Annotated in this window: 13 protein-coding genes and 2 tRNA genes; 7 read left to right on the forward strand and 8 right to left on the reverse strand. The window is 67.1% G+C overall.

The genetic code is table 11. The features are described from left to right. Window positions 1-36: 36 nt before the first annotated feature. From hemB to C8J26_RS13835, 3 genes are read left to right on the forward strand one after another with little or no spacing between them, the layout of a single operon-like run. Entirely contained in the window at window positions 37-1,029 is a 993-nt protein-coding gene (hemB, locus tag C8J26_RS13825) for a porphobilinogen synthase (RefSeq protein WP_056410665.1), read from the forward strand. Further along, entirely contained in the window at window positions 1,026-1,568 is a 543-nt protein-coding gene (locus C8J26_RS13830; RefSeq protein ID WP_107958793.1) for a GNAT family N-acetyltransferase, read from the forward strand. The genes hemB and C8J26_RS13830 overlap by 4 nt, the downstream gene beginning before the upstream one ends. After that, the gene (locus C8J26_RS13835; protein WP_244185311.1) at window positions 1,558-3,798 is read left to right on the forward strand and encodes a fused MFS/spermidine synthase; all 2,241 of its coding nucleotides are present in this window, start codon (window positions 1,558-1,560) and stop codon (window positions 3,796-3,798) included. Before C8J26_RS13830 ends, C8J26_RS13835 begins: the two co-directional genes overlap by 11 nt. 40 nt (window positions 3,799-3,838) lie before the next feature. Here C8J26_RS13835 and C8J26_RS13840 read toward each other — a convergent pair whose 3' ends face one another. Continuing rightward, window positions 3,839-4,357: a hypothetical protein gene (locus tag C8J26_RS13840; RefSeq protein ID WP_107958797.1), complete on the reverse strand. Its 519-nt coding sequence runs from the start codon at window positions 4,355-4,357 to the stop codon at window positions 3,839-3,841. A gap of 94 nt (window positions 4,358-4,451) precedes the next feature. Between C8J26_RS13840 and C8J26_RS13845 the strand changes: the two genes are divergently transcribed. Both C8J26_RS13845 and C8J26_RS13850 read left to right on the forward strand, forming a co-directional pair. Continuing rightward, window positions 4,452-4,528, forward strand: a tRNA-Arg gene (locus tag C8J26_RS13845). 49 nt (window positions 4,529-4,577) lie between these two features. After that, a tRNA-Arg gene (locus C8J26_RS13850) sits at window positions 4,578-4,654 on the forward strand. A gap of 6 nt (window positions 4,655-4,660) precedes the next feature. On the opposite strand, the gene C8J26_RS13855 is transcribed toward C8J26_RS13850, so the two are convergent. Further along, window positions 4,661-5,596 carry an alpha/beta hydrolase gene (locus C8J26_RS13855; protein WP_167398845.1) on the reverse strand — a complete coding sequence of 312 codons (936 nt, stop codon included), beginning with the start codon at window positions 5,594-5,596 and terminating at the stop codon, window positions 4,661-4,663. Between the two features lie 117 nt (window positions 5,597-5,713). On the opposite strand from C8J26_RS13855, the gene C8J26_RS13860 reads away from it, so the two are divergent. Then, window positions 5,714-6,661: an alpha/beta fold hydrolase gene (locus tag C8J26_RS13860; RefSeq protein WP_107958957.1), complete on the forward strand. Its 948-nt coding sequence runs from the start codon at window positions 5,714-5,716 to the stop codon at window positions 6,659-6,661. Window positions 6,662-7,006: 345 nt separating this feature from the next. Here C8J26_RS13860 and C8J26_RS13865 read toward each other — a convergent pair whose 3' ends face one another. The 5 genes from C8J26_RS13865 to yaaA form a co-directional block, all read right to left on the reverse strand. Continuing rightward, window positions 7,007-7,357 (reverse strand): DUF952 domain-containing protein, encoded by a 351-nt coding sequence (locus C8J26_RS13865; RefSeq protein WP_107958801.1) that lies wholly within the window; start codon window positions 7,355-7,357, stop codon window positions 7,007-7,009. Continuing rightward, on the reverse strand, window positions 7,354-10,134 hold the full coding sequence (gene gyrA, locus C8J26_RS13870) for a DNA gyrase subunit A (protein WP_107958803.1): 2,781 nt from the start codon (window positions 10,132-10,134) through the stop codon (window positions 7,354-7,356). Before gyrA ends, C8J26_RS13865 begins: the two co-directional genes overlap by 4 nt. Window positions 10,135-10,255: 121 nt before the next feature. Next, complete coding sequence (locus tag C8J26_RS13875; RefSeq protein WP_107958805.1) at window positions 10,256-10,534, reverse strand: hypothetical protein; 279 nt, start codon at window positions 10,532-10,534, stop codon at window positions 10,256-10,258. A 254-nt stretch (window positions 10,535-10,788) separates the two neighbouring features. Next, a complete protein-coding gene (locus C8J26_RS13880) occupies window positions 10,789-11,475 on the reverse strand; it encodes an SDR family NAD(P)-dependent oxidoreductase (RefSeq protein ID WP_107958807.1) in 687 nt (228 codons plus the stop codon). Next, window positions 11,472-12,221 (reverse strand): peroxide stress protein YaaA, encoded by a 750-nt coding sequence (yaaA, locus tag C8J26_RS13885; RefSeq protein WP_107958809.1) that lies wholly within the window; start codon window positions 12,219-12,221, stop codon window positions 11,472-11,474. Before yaaA ends, C8J26_RS13880 begins: the two co-directional genes overlap by 4 nt. Before the next feature lie 178 nt (window positions 12,222-12,399). Between yaaA and C8J26_RS13890 the strand changes: the two genes are divergently transcribed. Next, entirely contained in the window at window positions 12,400-13,692 is a 1,293-nt protein-coding gene (locus C8J26_RS13890) for a hypothetical protein (RefSeq protein WP_107958811.1), read from the forward strand. Between the two features lie 224 nt (window positions 13,693-13,916). On the opposite strand, the gene C8J26_RS13895 is transcribed toward C8J26_RS13890, so the two are convergent. Beyond that, window positions 13,917-14,384: an Lrp/AsnC family transcriptional regulator gene (locus tag C8J26_RS13895; protein ID WP_055880606.1), complete on the reverse strand. Its 468-nt coding sequence runs from the start codon at window positions 14,382-14,384 to the stop codon at window positions 13,917-13,919. Window positions 14,385-14,510: the final 126 nt, after the last annotated feature.

Here is a 14,510-nt window from a genome sequence, read left to right on the forward strand (position 1 = left end):
TTGATCCGTCCGCGGTCATCCCGCAAAGCCCCAAGCATGACCGCAAGCTATCCCGCGCTTCGCCTCCGTCGCACCCGCGCCTCCGCCTGGAGCCGCCGCCTCCATGCCGAGACCGTGCTGACTCCCGCCGACCTGATCTGGCCGCTGTTCGTGGCGGAAGGGGAGGGCGTCGAGCAACCGATCGCCAGCCTGCCGGGCGTTTCGCGCTGGTCGGTCGACGGCATCGTCGCGCGCGGCCGCGAGGCGCGCGACCTCGGCATCCCGTGCATCGCACTGTTTCCCTATACGCAACCCGAGCGCCGTACCGATGACGGGCGCGAGGCGCTCAACCCCGATAATCTGATGTGCCAGGCGATCCGCGCGCTCAAGGACGCGGTGCCCGAGGTCGGCGTGCTGACTGACGTCGCACTCGATCCCTATACCAGCCACGGCCATGACGGGTTGGTCGACGCGGCGGGCTATGTCGTCAACGACACGACCGCCGAGATGCTCGTCGCGCAGGCGCTCAACCAAGCGAACGCAGGCGCGGACATCATCGCGCCGTCGGACATGATGGACGGGCGCATCGGCATGATCCGCAGCGCGCTCGAGGCGGACTCGCATCACAACGTCCAGATCATGTCCTACGCCGCCAAATATGCGAGCGCATTCTACGGCCCTTTCCGCGATGCGGTCGGCAGCCGCGGGCTGCTGAAGGGTGACAAGAAGACGTACCAGATGGACAACGCCAACGCCGAGGAAGCGCTTCGCGAGGTCGCGATGGACCTGGCGGAAGGCGCCGACACGGTGATGGTCAAGCCGGGCCTGCCGTATCTCGACATCATCGTCCGTGTTCGCCAGGCGTTCGAGGTGCCGGTGTTCGCCTACCAGGTGTCGGGCGAGTACGCGATGATCGAGGCTGCGGTCGCCGCTGGGGCCGCGGAGCGCGACGTCATGGTTCTCGAAACGTTGATGTCGTTCAAGCGCGCGGGCTGTTCGGGCGTGCTGACCTATCACGCGGCGCATGCGGCGAAACTGCTCGGCGGATGATCGAGACCGAGCGGCTGACCTTGCGCGGCTGGCGCGATGACGATGCCGCTGCGCATCACGCGATGTGCGCCGATCCGGCGGTGATGGCGTATCTCGGGCCGCCGCCCTCGCTGGCCGATTCGGCGGCGGTGGTGGCACGTCAGACCGCTATTCTTGCCGATTACGGCGCATGCTTCTGGGCGCTCGAACGGCGCGATACCGGCGCGTTCATCGGCTGGTGCGGGATCAAGCCCGGCCCGGCCGGTACGCCGATCGAAGACAGACCCGAGATTGGCTGGAGCCTGGTCCGCGATGCGTGGGGGCAGGGTTACGCGCGCGAAGCCGCCAAGGCCGCACTGGCCTGGGGCTGGGCCCGGCTCGACTTGCCGACGATCTGGGCGATCACCGTGCCGGCCAATCGGTCGAGCCGAACGCTCATGGACCGGCTCGGCATGACCCGCGTGGTCGACGGCGACTTCGATCACCCCAAGCTCGCCGAAGACGACCCGCTTCGCCGCCACATCCTCTACCGGATCGACCGTCCCGCCTATGTCCGATAACTCCTTGGGCGCGCATCGTCCGTTGATGGCACGCTGGTGCCGGACGATGTTCGTCGCGACGATCCTGACGGGATCGTTCCTGCTGTTCCTCGTCCAGCCGATGGTCGCGCGGATGGCGCTGCCGCGGCTGGGCGGTGCGCCGGCGGTGTGGAACTCGGCGATGCTTGTGTACCAGGCGCTGCTGCTCGCGGGCTATGCCTATGCGCATTGGCTCGGCCGGGTGCGGCCGCGGGCGCAGGCGGCGATCCACCTCGGCGTGCTGATCGTCGCGGCGCTGTGGCTGCCGATCGGGCTGGTCGCGATGGCACCGTCGGCGGAGGCGCAACCGGCGCTCTGGGTGCCGTGGCTGCTCGGGCTGTCGATCGGGCCGCTGTTCTTTGCGGTCTCCGCACAGGCGCCGCTGATCCAGCGCTGGTTCAGCGATGCGAGCGGGGGCGGCGATCCGTACGCGCTGTATGCCGCCTCGAACCTCGGCAGTTTCGCCGGGCTGATCGCCTATCCGTTGCTCGTCGAGCCGCTGATGGCGGTTCACGGCCAGAGCCTGTTATGGAGTGGCGGCTATGTCCTGCTGATCGTGCTGGTGCTTGCCTGCGCCACGCGGTTGCCGAAGACCGCGGCGGTCGACCATGTCGCCGCGACCAGCGCGCCGCCGGGCGCCAGGCGGATCGCGCACTGGATCGCGCTGGCGCTGGTGCCGTCGGGGATGATGCTGGCGACCTCGACCTATATCACCACCGATATCGTCGCTATGCCGCTGCTGTGGGTGATCCCGCTCGGGCTGTATCTGCTGAGCTTCAGCGTCGCGTTTGCGAACGATCGCTGGCTCGCCGACCTGCTGACGCGGATCGCGCCCATCACGATCCTGTTGTTCGGCGGGATCATCATGGGCGGCGTGAACGAGCGGCCGTTCTTCAGCGCGGGGATCGCGTTGCTGCTGCTGTTCATGATCTCGGTCGCGCTGCACACCGCGCTGTACCGAAAACGCCCAGCACCCGACCGGCTGACCGGTTTCTACCTGGCGATGTCGGCGGGCGGGGCGCTTGGGGGCGTGTTCGCCGCGCTGGTCGCGCCGGTGGTGTTCGACTGGACCTATGAATATCCGCTGCTGATCCTCGCCGCGGGCGCGCTGGTGCCGCAACTCTATCTGTTCGGGCAGGTTCGGCGCCTCTGGACGGCGGAGGGGCCGACCAAGTGGATCTCGCTCGCGGCGATCATCATCGTGATGGCAGTTGTTGCCGGGCTGCGCATCACCGACCCGTCCCGTGCGTTCGGCGAGAGCCGGCAGGGTGTCGACTTCCTGGTCATCGCGACGCTGGGCCTGGCGGCGATCGGCGCCCGCGTGCCGTACATGATCGTGCTCGCCGGCGCGCTGATCCTGTTCGGCGGGTATCGCAGCCTCGAACTCTCGATCGAGTCCGGCGCGCGCGTCCGCAGTTACTTCGGCGTCTATACGGTGCGAGACGAGCCGGGCCCCAATGGCGGTACGCGCGAACTCGATCACGGCACGACCGTCCACGGCATCCAGCTCCGCGGATCGCCCACGCGCGAGCGGACGCCGACGACCTATTACGCGGTCGGTTCCGGCGTGGGGCAGGCGATGCTCGCGGCCCCCGCGCTGTACGGCCCCGGCGCCCGGATCGGCGTCGTCGGGCTGGGGACGGGGACGCTGTCCTGTTATGCCCGGCCCGGCCAGCGCTGGCGGTTCTACGAGATCGACCCGGCGATCGTCCGCATCGCGCGCGATACCGGCCAGTTCACCTATCTGTCTCGCTGCCAGCCCAATCCGGAGATCCGGCTGGGCGATGCGCGGATCGCGCTGGCGCATGATGCGGCCGACAGCCTCGATCTGCTCGCGCTCGACGCGTTCTCGTCCGATTCGGTACCGATGCACCTGATGACGCGGGAGGCGTTCGCGACCTATGGCCGGGTGTTGGCGCGCGATGGCTTGCTTCTGGTGCACATCTCGAACCGGTTCATCGATCTCGAACCGGTGATCGCGGCGGCCGCGCGGGAGGGGGGCTGGATCGCGGTCGAGATGAAATATCGCCCACCCAGCCTGCTGGTCGACCGCGCTTCCGCATCCGACTGGGTGGCGCTGTCGCGGGAGCCGCGCGCGATCGCGGCGCTGCGCGCGACCGATCTCGACTGGAGGCCGCTACGCCCGCGCAAGGGGTTCACGGGGTGGACCGACGATTACTCAACGATCCTGCCGCTGTTGAACGGGTTCTGAGCCTTCTTCTCCCCGTGGCGGGGGAGGGGCGAAGGCGTGCTCAGGCCGAGGGCATGCTCGCCTGAATCCGTGCGATCGTCGCGGTCTGGCGATCGGTCTCGGCCTGCGCCTTTGCCCGGATCGCTGCGAGCGCGGGATAGTCGGGCTGCAGCTTGGCCGCCCGGTCGGTCGCGCGCGCCTCTATGTCGGTCACCAGCGACGAACTCTGCGCGCGCCAGTCGTCGAGCCCCGCCAGCGCGCTCTGCGCCGCAATCCACGCGTCGCTGCCGACCGCCGCGCCGCGCGCCGACTGCGCCAGCGTCTCCGCCTTGCCCGCATCGCGCGCGAAACCCGTGGAGATCGCGGCGAGTTTGCCGGTGATCGCGGCGATGTCCTTATCGAGCGCCGGATCGGGCGCCGCCACCGCCGTCTTTACTTCGGGCTCGGCGAATCCCAGCTTCTCGACCGGCCGCAGACCGAGCGAGGGATAGCTGTTCGTATCCGCGCTGCACGCCGCCGTGGCGAGGGCGACGAGGACGGCGGCGAACGGCGCAAGGCGAGGCGAGGGGGCGTGTTTCATGCCTGCCGCTCTATGCCGCCAACGCTTTCCACACAACTTTCTCGCCGCAGACCCTTGCGCCCCCGAAAATGCCTGCTATCAGCGCCCCTCCAGTGCACCCATAGCTCAGCTGGATAGAGCATCAGACTACGAATCTGAGGGTCGGGCGTTCGAATCGCTCTGGGTGCACCAGGATTTTCCGCTTTACAGCGGCGCGGCCGAGCCATGATGGCAAGGCGATGCACCCATAGCTCAGCTGGATAGAGCATCAGACTACGAATCTGAGGGTCGGGCGTTCGAATCGCTCTGGGTGCACCATTCTCCTCACCGCTTTTCTAGCCACGCGGCGATGCGATCGAGTAGTCGTGACGTCGCAACGGTGTGCCCGCCCATCTGCAGGACAGCATGGATCATCCCGTCGATTCGGTGATGATCGACCGCGACGCCCACCTCGCGCAGTCGCTGGCCATATGCCTCGCCTTCGTCGCGCAAGGGATCATTCTCGCACGTCACGAGCATCGTCGGGGGCAGCGTGGCCAGGTCGTCGGCGAGGATCGGGGATACGCGCGGATTAGCGCGGTCGGCGTCCGAGGCGAGATACAGGTCGATCTGCCGCTCGAGCGAGTCCGCATCGATGATGTTGCCGTCTTCGCTCTTCCGCGACGGATAGTTGGCGCCGCGGCGTAGGTCGGTATTCGGATATAGCAGGATTTGCCCATGCAGTGGCGGGCCGTTCTCGGCCACGGCCCGTGCCGCCAGCGCGGTCGCCAGCGTCCCGCCGATGCTGTCGCCGGACACGACCATCCGTGACGGATCGATCGCCAGCGCATCCGCGCGGGCGCTCAGCGCCGTCAGTGCGGTCCAGCCATCGTCGAGCTGCGCAGGGAAGGGGTGTTCGGGGGCAAGTCGATAGGCGTGCGCCGCAACCAGCCAGCCGGTGCGGTTGGCCAGCGCCCGCAACGCCGGGTCGTGCCCGTCGATCGATCCCGCGATCGCGCCGCCGCCATGGATGTGGAGCAGCAGCGGCAGCGGACCGGGCTTGGGCCGATACAGGCGAATCACCAGCCTCCCGGTCTCGGATGGTACCAGCAGGTGCGTGATCGCGTGCACCTGCTCCGGGTCGCCGGAAAACGCCTTCAGCAGCGTGGTCTGGTAGCGGAAATCGGCCAGCCACGCAGCGTCGTCGGTTTCCGCAGCGTCGCTGGCGTCCGGCGCAAGCGTGGCGATCGTCTCGAGTATCGTTCGGGCCTGTGGATCCACCGGCGCATCTCCTTCGCAGGTCGGACGTTCGACGCGGGGTCGGGTTCCGCGGTAGATGCGCTGCGACTTTGGACAAGGCCGCGCGTTCGGCGCACAGAGACGATGAAGGAGACGGTGATGAGGCGGACGAGCAAGGGGTTGATCGGTGGTGCGCTGTTCACGGCAGTGTCGGGGCTCGCGCTATCGCTCTATTCGAGCCGGATCGCGCGGCAGGCGGAGGAACTGGTCCCTGCGGACGGCCGGTTCCTCGACGTCGCTGGCGCACGGCTGCATTATATCGACGTCGGCAGCGGCCCGACGATCGTCATGGTGCACGGTCTTGGTGGGCAGTTGCGCAACTTCAGCTATGCGCTCGTCGACCTGCTGAAGGACGATTACCGCGTGATCGTCGTCGACCGGCCGGGATCGGGCTATTCGACTGCGACGGGCGCGATGCCGGGGATCGTCGGACAGGGTGCGATCATCGCCGATTTCATCCAGAAGCTCGGGCTCGATCGTCCCTTGCTGGTGGGGCATTCGCTCGGCGGCGCGATCGGGTTGGCGGTTGGGCTCGACCATCCGCACCTGATCCGCGCGCTCGCGCTGATCGCGCCGCTGACCCGGCCGCAGGAGAGCGTCCCCGAGAGCTTCCGCGGCCTCGCCCGCGTGCCCGCGCGCGCACGGCTCGGGTTCGCGCAGGTCCTCGGCACGCCGCTCAGCCGGTTGACGTCGGCCAAGACGCTAGAGGGCATTTTCGCACCCGAGGCGGTGCCGGAGGATTTCGCGGTTCGTGGCGGTGGTGCGCTGTCGCAGCGGCCGATCGCGATCGCGGCGGCGGCCGCGGATCTGGGTGGGGTCAACGACGATCTGACGCCGATGGCCGAACGCTATGGCGAGATCGGCGTGCCGACTCGGATCCTGTTCGGTCGACAGGATGCGATTCTCGATCCGGCCTATCACGGTCACCGGACCGCGGCTGCGATCCCGGGCGCGAAGATCGACACGATCGAAGGCGGCCACATGATCCCGATCACCGCACCGGAGGCGTGCGCCCGGTTCGTTCGCGCAGCGTTTGCGGCGGGGTGAGGGGCTGACACCTTCGAGCGTCGGTACCGCACCACCCCCGGTGAAGGCCGGGGTCCAGTTGGGCGGCGATGGTGACGGCGCGGGGGTAACGGCGCGAGGCGTCCGAACACCATCGGCCTTGCCAACTGGGCCCCGGCCTTCGCCGGGGTGGTCGTTTGTGGAGGTCGGCGAACACCGCTGAATGTGCCGCGGCCGAGTGAACCGCCGGTTGCACTCATGCGGTGCCGGTAACCCGCACCGCTATGCCACGATCGAACACCAGCTCGCGCGTCCTCGTTCTCCCGCGAAGGCGGGAGCCCAGACTGGGTCCTCGCCTTCGCGGGGAAACAGGCCTTTGGCGCAACTTCAGCCTGCGACGGGGAGTTTGACCTTGCCCGTGTCGTCGCGCTCCAGCGGGCCGTAGGAGAGCACGGTTTCGAGCAGCAATGGACCGTTATAAATGTGCGGAAACAGCTGGCCGCCGCGCGATTCTTCCCATGTCACGTCGTCACCGATCGCTTCGAGATCGATGGCGGCGACGTGCAGGTCCGACTGGCCGGCGAAGTGCTTGTCGACCGTCTCGGTCAGCTGCTCCGCGGTCGAGAGGTGGATATAGCCATCGGCGAGATCCACCGGCGCGCCGGCGAAGCTGCCGCTCTCCAGCGTCGCCAGCTGCTCGCCCGTCAGCACCTTATAGGCGATCGGATCGCGGGTCATTCTGCGTCCCCCTGGCCTTCGGTCGGATCGCCGGCCGCGGTATCCTCGCCGATCGTGGCACCGGTGTCGGGTGCCAGTTCCGGCGTTGCGTCGGCGAGGTTGACCGCGGCGTCCTCCTCGGTCTCCTCGATCCGTGCGGCCGAGACGACATGCTCGCCCTTCGCCACGTCGAACAGCTTCACGCCCGCCGAATTGCGGCTGATGACGCGCAGCGACGCGAGCGTCGTGCGGATCAGCTTGGCCTGGTTGGTCACCAGCATCAGTTGATGGCCCTTGGCGGCGGCAAAGCTCGCCACAACCGGACCGTTGCGGCCGATATTGTCGATGTTGGTGATGCCCTGGCCACCGCGCCCGGTGCGACGGTAATCATAGGCGCTCGACAGCTTGCCATAGCCGTTCTCGCAGACCGTCAGAATGAACTGCTCGCGGTCCTTGAGATCGTTGTAGCGTTCGTCGCCCATCCCGTGAGCGCCCTCGCGCTCGCCCTTCCAGGGGGCGAATTTGAGGTACGTCTCGCGTTCTTCCGGAGTCGCGCCGACACGGTGGAGGACCGACAGCGAGATGACCTCGTCGTCGCCCTTCAGCGTCACGCCGCGCACGCCGGTCGAGGTGCGGCTCTGGAACTCGCGGACGTCGTCGCCGGCAAAGCGGATCGCCTTGCCGAGCCGCGTCGCGAGCAGCACGTCGTCATGCTCGGTGAGCAGCGCGACGCCGATCAGCTTGTCCTCGGAGCCTTCCTCGAAGCGCATCGCGATCTTGCCGTTCGACGGCACGTTGGTGAACGCATCCATCGCGTTGCGGCGGACGAGCCCGCGCTGCGTCGCGAACATCACGTGGAGGCGGCTCCACTCGCTGAGATCCTCCGGCAGCGGGAGCACGGTCGAGATCGTCTCGCCCAGCGCCAGCGGCAGCAGGTTGATCATCGGCCGGCCGCGCGTGGCGGGGCCACCCTCGGGCAGGCGCCAGACCTTGTAGCGATAGACCTTGCCGAGGTTCGAGAAGAACAGCACCGGCGTGTGCGTCGAGGTGACGAACAGCTCGGTGACGACGTCCTCGTCCTTCGTCGACATGCCCGCGCGACCCTTGCCGCCGCGGGCCTGGGCGCGGAACGTGTCGAGGCTGGTGCGCTTGATATAGCCCTGCATGGTCACGGTGACGACCATGTCCTCGCGCTCGATCAGGTCCTCGTCGTCGATGCCGTTGGCGGCGGCGGCGATCTCGGAGCGGCGCGGGGTGGCGAATTCGTCGCGGATCGCGATCAGCTCGCCGCGCATCACTTCGTACAGCTTGGCGCGGTCGCCGAGGATGTGAAGCAGTTCGGCGATCGACGCCGCCAGCACCTTCAGTTCGTCGCCGATCTCGTCGCGGCCGAGCGCGGTGAGGCGGTGGAGACGAAGGTCAAGGATCGCGCGGACCTGCGGCTCGGACAGCTTGTAGATGCCCTCCTGCTGCTTGTCCTCGACCGCCTCGACGAGTGCGATGTACGGCGCGATCTCCGCGACCGGCCATTCGCGCGCGAGGAGCTTGCCGCGCGCTTCGGCGGGGCTCGACGACCCGCGGATGATGCGGACGACTTCGTCGAGGTTGGTGACCGCGATGACGAGGCCGAGCAACAGATGCGCGCGCTCACGCGCCTTGGCGAGCTCGAACTTCGAGCGGCGCGTGATGACCTGTTCGCGGAAGGTGATGAACGCGCCGATGATGTCGCGCAGGTTCAGCAGCTCGGGACGGCCGCCGCGGATCGCGAGCATGTTGGCGGGGAAGCTCGACTGCGCTGGCGTGTGCCGCCAGAGCTGGTTGAGCACCACGTCGGGGGTGGCGTCGCGCTTCAGGTCGATGACGATGCGGACGCCCATGCGGCTCGATTCGTCGCGAATGTCGCTGACGCCTTCGATGCGCTTGTCCTTGGCGGCTTCGGCGATCTTCTCGACCAGCCCGTTCTTGCCGGTCTGGAACGGGATTTCGGTGAGGACGATCGAGCGACGGTCGCCCTTGCCCTCCTCGACGATGTGCCGCGAGCGGACGATGATCGAGCCGCGGCCGGTTTCGTAGGCGGACTTGGCGCCTGCACGGCCGAGGATGATCGCGCCGGTCGGGAAATCGGGACCGGGGATGATCTCGAACAGCTGCTCGGTCGTGATCGCGCCATTGTCCATGTACGCGAGGCACGCGTCGATGACTTCGCCGAGATTGTGCGGCGGGATGTTGGTCGCCATGCCGACGGCGATGCCGCCTGCGCCGTTGACGAGCAGGTTGGGATAGCGCGCGGGCAGGACCGAGGGCTCGCGCTCCGAGCCGTCGTAATTCGGCGTGAAGTCGACCGTGTCCTTGTCGAGATCGCCGAGCAGCGCGTTGGCGACCTTGCCGAGGCGCGCCTCGGTGTAGCGCATTGCCGCGGGCGGATCGGGATCCATCGAGCCGAAGTTGCCCTGACCGTCGATCAGCGGCACGCGCATCGACCAGTCCTGCGTCATGCGGGCCAACGCGTCGTAGATCGAGCTGTCGCCGTGCGGGTGATATTTACCCATCACGTCACCGACGATGCGCGCGGACTTGCGGTAGGGCTTGCCGGCGACGAAGCCGCTTTCGTGCGCGCCGTAGAGGATGCGGCGGTGGACGGGCTTCAGGCCGTCGCGGACGTCGGGCAGCGCGCGCGCGACGATCACGCTCATCGCATAGTCGAGATAGCTCGACTTCATCTCGTCGACGATGGAGATGGTGGCAATGCCGGCCGGCTCGCCGCCGGTGGGTTCGGCGAGGATGGTCTCGTCGGTCAAATCTGAAGGCTTTCGGCTTGTGTCGGTATGATGACACACCTTAGCCGAGGGGGTGGCCCCTTACTACCCCCGCGCACGCGTACGCACGCGGGGGAGAAGGGTTTCATCGCGAATTCAGGGCTTATTTGCAGGCAGCCTTGGTCTTGTTGCCGGCGAGCGAGCAATTGTACGTGACGGTCTTGCCGTTCGCCAGCTTGGCGGTGACCATCCGGCCCTTGGCGACCGTCGTGGTGCGCTTGGCGACGCGGGTGTTGCCCATCGGCGTGGTGGTCTTGGTCGTCGTGGTATGCGTCGCGACGGTCTTGGGCTGGACGGTCTTCGCTTGCGTCGCGGCGATCGCGGCGGTGCCGGACAGCAGCGCGGCGCCGGCGAGGATCGCGAGGGGGAGGGACTTGGTCATGCGGGTATCCTCTCGTTTCGGCCTTGGTGGCCGATGCGCACAGAGTGGGCGCTGGGACCTGAACGCAGGGTGGCGGACTGGTGAAAACCGCGTCATCGAGCGGGGAGGGGGCCTGTCATCACCTCGTCATTCCCGCGGAGGCGGGAACCCATACTGGCGAAACTCGCGGCTCTATCACTGCCGTCCGAGCCTATCGATCCCCGCCTGCGCGGGGATGACGAGATGGTGGGATTGCGAGGTCGGTACCGCTCCCGTCAGGGCGTGACCTCGACTCCGTCCCAGGCGAACAGCTTGCCGCTGTCGGGGGCACGCAGGCCGTCGATCACGTCGAGCAACTGCACCGCCGCCCGGTCCGCCTTGAACAGGTTGCCCGGCGTCACATTGCCCTGGAACGGCGCCGACAGCCCGGTGTCCACCGTCCCCGGATGCAGGCCCACGACGATGCCGCTCGAATTGCGGCGCTTGTCCTCGATCGCGATCGTCTTCACGAGCTGGTTCAGCGCCGCCTTCGACGCGCGATAGCCATACCAGCCGCCGAGCCTGTTATCGCCGATGCTCCCCACGCGCGCCGACAGCACCGCGAACACGATCCGCCCCGCCTTGGGCATCGTCGGCAGGAAGTGCTTCGCCACCAGCGCCGGCCCGATCGCGTTGATCGCGAAGTTGCGCGCCATCCACACCGGATCGAGCTCGCGCATCGCCTTCTCGGGACCCTTGTCGCCGTCGTGCAGCAACCCCGTCGCGACTACCACCAGCGTCGGTGATCCCACCCGCGCGGCGGCCGCCGCGATGCTCGCCTCGTCCTCCAGATCGAGATGCCGGTCGCCGCTCTCGGAGCGCGCGAACCCGAACACCGTGTCGAACGCGCCTTCCTCGATCAGCGCCTCTTCCAGCGCCTTGCCGATCCCGCCCGAGGCGCCGATGACGACCGCTCTGCTCACTTGCGTACAAACCGGAACTGCGCGTCGGTGCTGCCCGCCTTGTCATAGGCATAGCCGTCGCTGTCGAACCCCTTGATCCCTTCGATGTCGTCGATCCGGTGCTCGACCAGCCAGCGCGCGACCATCCCGCGCGCCTTCTTGGCGTGGAAGCTGACGAACTTCTGCGCCTCGCCTTCGCGGAAATCGATCGCAACGACGCGGATCGAGGCGGGCAGTTTCCCCTGCGCTGCCGCCCAATATTCCTGGCTGGCCAGGTTCAGGATCGTCCCCGACCCCTCCGCCTCGACATCGTCCGCGAGCAGTTTCGCAATCCGGTCGCCCCACCAGTCGGTCAGCTTCGTCTTCCGCGGCGCCCAGCGCGTGCCCATCTCCAGCCGATAGGGGCGCATCAGGTCGAGCGGGCGCAACAGGCCGTACAGCCCCGACAGCAACCGCACATGATCCTGCGCATAGACCACCGCCGCCTCGTCGAGCGTCTTGGCTTCCAGTCCGGTATAGACGTCGCCCGCGAACGCGAACATCGCCGGCCGCTCGGGCAGCGTGTCGAAATCGCGAAACCGGTCCGCGTTCAGCTTGGCCAGCGCGGGCGAGATATGCATCAGATCGCTCAGCTTCTTCTGCGTCAGATGCGCGGCGGCATGCGCCAGCGTCGTCGCCTCGGCGGCAAAGCGCGGCGTCGTCGGCAGGAGCTTGGGCAGGGCGCTCTCGTAATCGAGCGTCTTGGCGGGCGATAGGACAGCGATCATCGCCGCGATCTAGCGGGCGCCGGGAGTGCGTTCAATCGACGTTCACGCGCTAATTTGCAGGGGCCTAATTTGCAGACGGGGGATCCGGACCGCTTGCTTGAACGTATGCACCACGGACCATATAGCGTCGCGGCGCGCCACCGAGGTGAGCGGGCCGACGCAGAGGGAGAGTTTCCGCATGAAGACCATTTCCAAGCTAGCACTGGTTGCGGCGTTCGCGACCGGCGCCAGCAGCATGGCGCTCACCGCGCCCGCCTTCGCCAAGGACAAGAAGGCCGATGCCGCAGCGACCGTGAAGCTGAGCCCCGAAGTGCAGAAGCCAGGGCTTGCGGCACAGACGGCGCTGACCGCCAAGGATTATGCGACCGCGCAGACCGCGATCGACCAGGTCGATGCCGCCGCGAAGACCGATTACGAAAAGTATATCGGCGCCGCGCTGCGCTATCAGCTCGAATCCGAGAAGCTGGTCGCGGCTCAGACCGCCAACCCGAACGCACCGATCAACGAGACGACGCTGGCGACTCCGCTCGACGCGCTGATCGCCAACCCGGCGACGCCGGCTGCCGATCGTGGTCGCTATGCCTATCGTCGCGGCGCGCTCGCCTTCAACGGCAAGCAGTACCCGATCGCGCTCCAGTATTTCGCCAAGGCCAAGGAACTCGGCTACTCCGATCCGAACCTGCCGCTGCAGATCATCAAGGCGAAGATGGATAGCGGCGATGTCGCCGGCGCCACCGCCGATCTCGACGCCTCGATCACGCAGATGAGCGCGTCGGGCCAGAAGGCGCCCGAGGAATATTACCGCTATGCGATCGCCAAGTCGTATGCCGCCAAGCGCAAGCCCGAGACGATGGCATGGCTGAAGAAGTGGATCACTGCCTATCCGTCCGCCAAGAACTGGCGCGACGTCCTGATCCTGTCGGGCATCCAGAAGGACGCGCTGATCACGCTCGACGAGCCCCAGAAGGTCGACATCTTCCGCCTGATGCGCGCGACCAACTCGCTCGCCGACCAGACCGACTATCTGCAATATGCGGATAGCGTGAACCGTCGTGGCTTGCCGAGCGAAGCACAGGCCGTGATCAAGGAAGGTCTGGCATCGGGCAAGATCCCGGCCGCGAACACGATGGCCAAGGGCCTGCTGGCGGATGCGACCAAGAACATCGCAGCCGACGGCCCGCTGTCGGGTCTGGAAAAGCGCGCCGCGACGGCACCGAACGGCAAGCTCGCCGCGGGTACCGCCGATGCATATCTCGGCCAGAACAACTATGCCAAGTCGGTCGAGCTCTATCGTCTGGCGCTGACCAAGGGTGGCGTCGACGCCGACGACGTGAACCTGCATCTGGGTATCGCGCTCGCCCGCTCGGGCGACAAGGCTGGCGCCGCGACCGCGTTCTCGGCGGTCAAGGCATCGCCCAAGGCGGACATTGCGGGTCTGTGGACCACGTGGCTCGGCGCACCGGCTGCCTAAACGGCCCGGCGTCTTGTCGAATGGAAACGGGGCGGCAGCGATGCCGCCCCGTTTTCGTTTGGGGGATCAGTATCCTCGCCCGCCAAAGGGAGCTGGTGCCGGAGGTGACGTTGGGGGAGGGCGCGGAACAGCGGTGTCCGGTTCCACGTCAGCCTCGCCAGCCCTTCCTTGAAGGGATCCGCCAGGGTCGTAAAGTCAGCAAGCAGGCGCCCAGCGACGAAGCGTCAGTCCACCACCACCGGGATCCCCGACAGCGCCTTGGCGGTCCGGATCGTCAGCGACGTCTTGACGCTCGCGACGTTCGGCGCAGGCGTCAGATGCGTCGTCAGGATCTCCTGGAAGCTCTTCAGGTCCGCGGCGACGATTTTCAGGATGAAGTCGATTTCGCCGTTGAGCATGTGGCATTCGCGGATTTCCGGAATGTCGGCGATATGATGTTCGAACGCGGCAAGGTCATGCTCGGCCTGGCTGCGCAGCGACACCATCGCGAACACCGTGATCGGGAAGCCCAACCGGCTCGCATCGAGATCGGCATGATAGCCGCGGATCGCCCCCGCTTCCTCGAGCGCGCGGACGCGGCGCAGGCATGGCGGTGCCGTCAGGCCCACCTGGTCAGCCAGGTCGACATTCGTCATCCGACCGTCGGCCTGCAACAACGACAGGATCTGCCGATCGATCCGGTCAAAACTCATTTCACGCAACTCCCGATAGGCATCGCGAACCAAGCGATTCATTCCTCATAGCCATAAGATTGTTGCGGCGAAACGCAATTGTCCCACTATGCGACGAACGTCTACGGACACGCAAATGCGCTGTTC

Origin of the sequence: Sphingomonas aurantiaca (genome assembly GCF_003050705.1) — a bacterium.
GTDB classification, from domain to species: domain Bacteria; phylum Pseudomonadota; class Alphaproteobacteria; order Sphingomonadales; family Sphingomonadaceae; genus Sphingomonas; species Sphingomonas aurantiaca.

Bases quoted from the DNA above. Each gene is read 5' to 3' on its own strand.
- hemB (WP_056410665.1), top strand. From the start codon at position 37: ATGACCGCAAGCTATCCCGCGCTTCGCCTCCGTCGCACCCGCGCCTCC.
- C8J26_RS13830 (WP_107958793.1), top strand. From the start codon at position 1,026: ATGATCGAGACCGAGCGGCTGACCTTGCGCGGCTGGCGCGATGACGAT.
- C8J26_RS13835 (WP_244185311.1), top strand. From the start codon at position 1,558: ATGTCCGATAACTCCTTGGGCGCGCATCGTCCGTTGATGGCACGCTGG.
- C8J26_RS13840 (WP_107958797.1), bottom strand. From the start codon at position 4,357: ATGAAACACGCCCCCTCGCCTCGCCTTGCGCCGTTCGCCGCCGTCCTC.
- C8J26_RS13860 (WP_107958957.1), top strand. From the start codon at position 5,714: ATGAGGCGGACGAGCAAGGGGTTGATCGGTGGTGCGCTGTTCACGGCA.
- C8J26_RS13865 (WP_107958801.1), bottom strand. From the start codon at position 7,357: ATGACCCGCGATCCGATCGCCTATAAGGTGCTGACGGGCGAGCAGCTG.
- C8J26_RS13875 (WP_107958805.1), bottom strand. From the start codon at position 10,534: ATGACCAAGTCCCTCCCCCTCGCGATCCTCGCCGGCGCCGCGCTGCTG.
- yaaA (WP_107958809.1), bottom strand. From the start codon at position 12,221: ATGATCGCTGTCCTATCGCCCGCCAAGACGCTCGATTACGAGAGCGCC.
- C8J26_RS13890 (WP_107958811.1), top strand. From the start codon at position 12,400: ATGAAGACCATTTCCAAGCTAGCACTGGTTGCGGCGTTCGCGACCGGC.
- C8J26_RS13895 (WP_055880606.1), bottom strand. From the start codon at position 14,384: ATGAGTTTTGACCGGATCGATCGGCAGATCCTGTCGTTGTTGCAGGCC.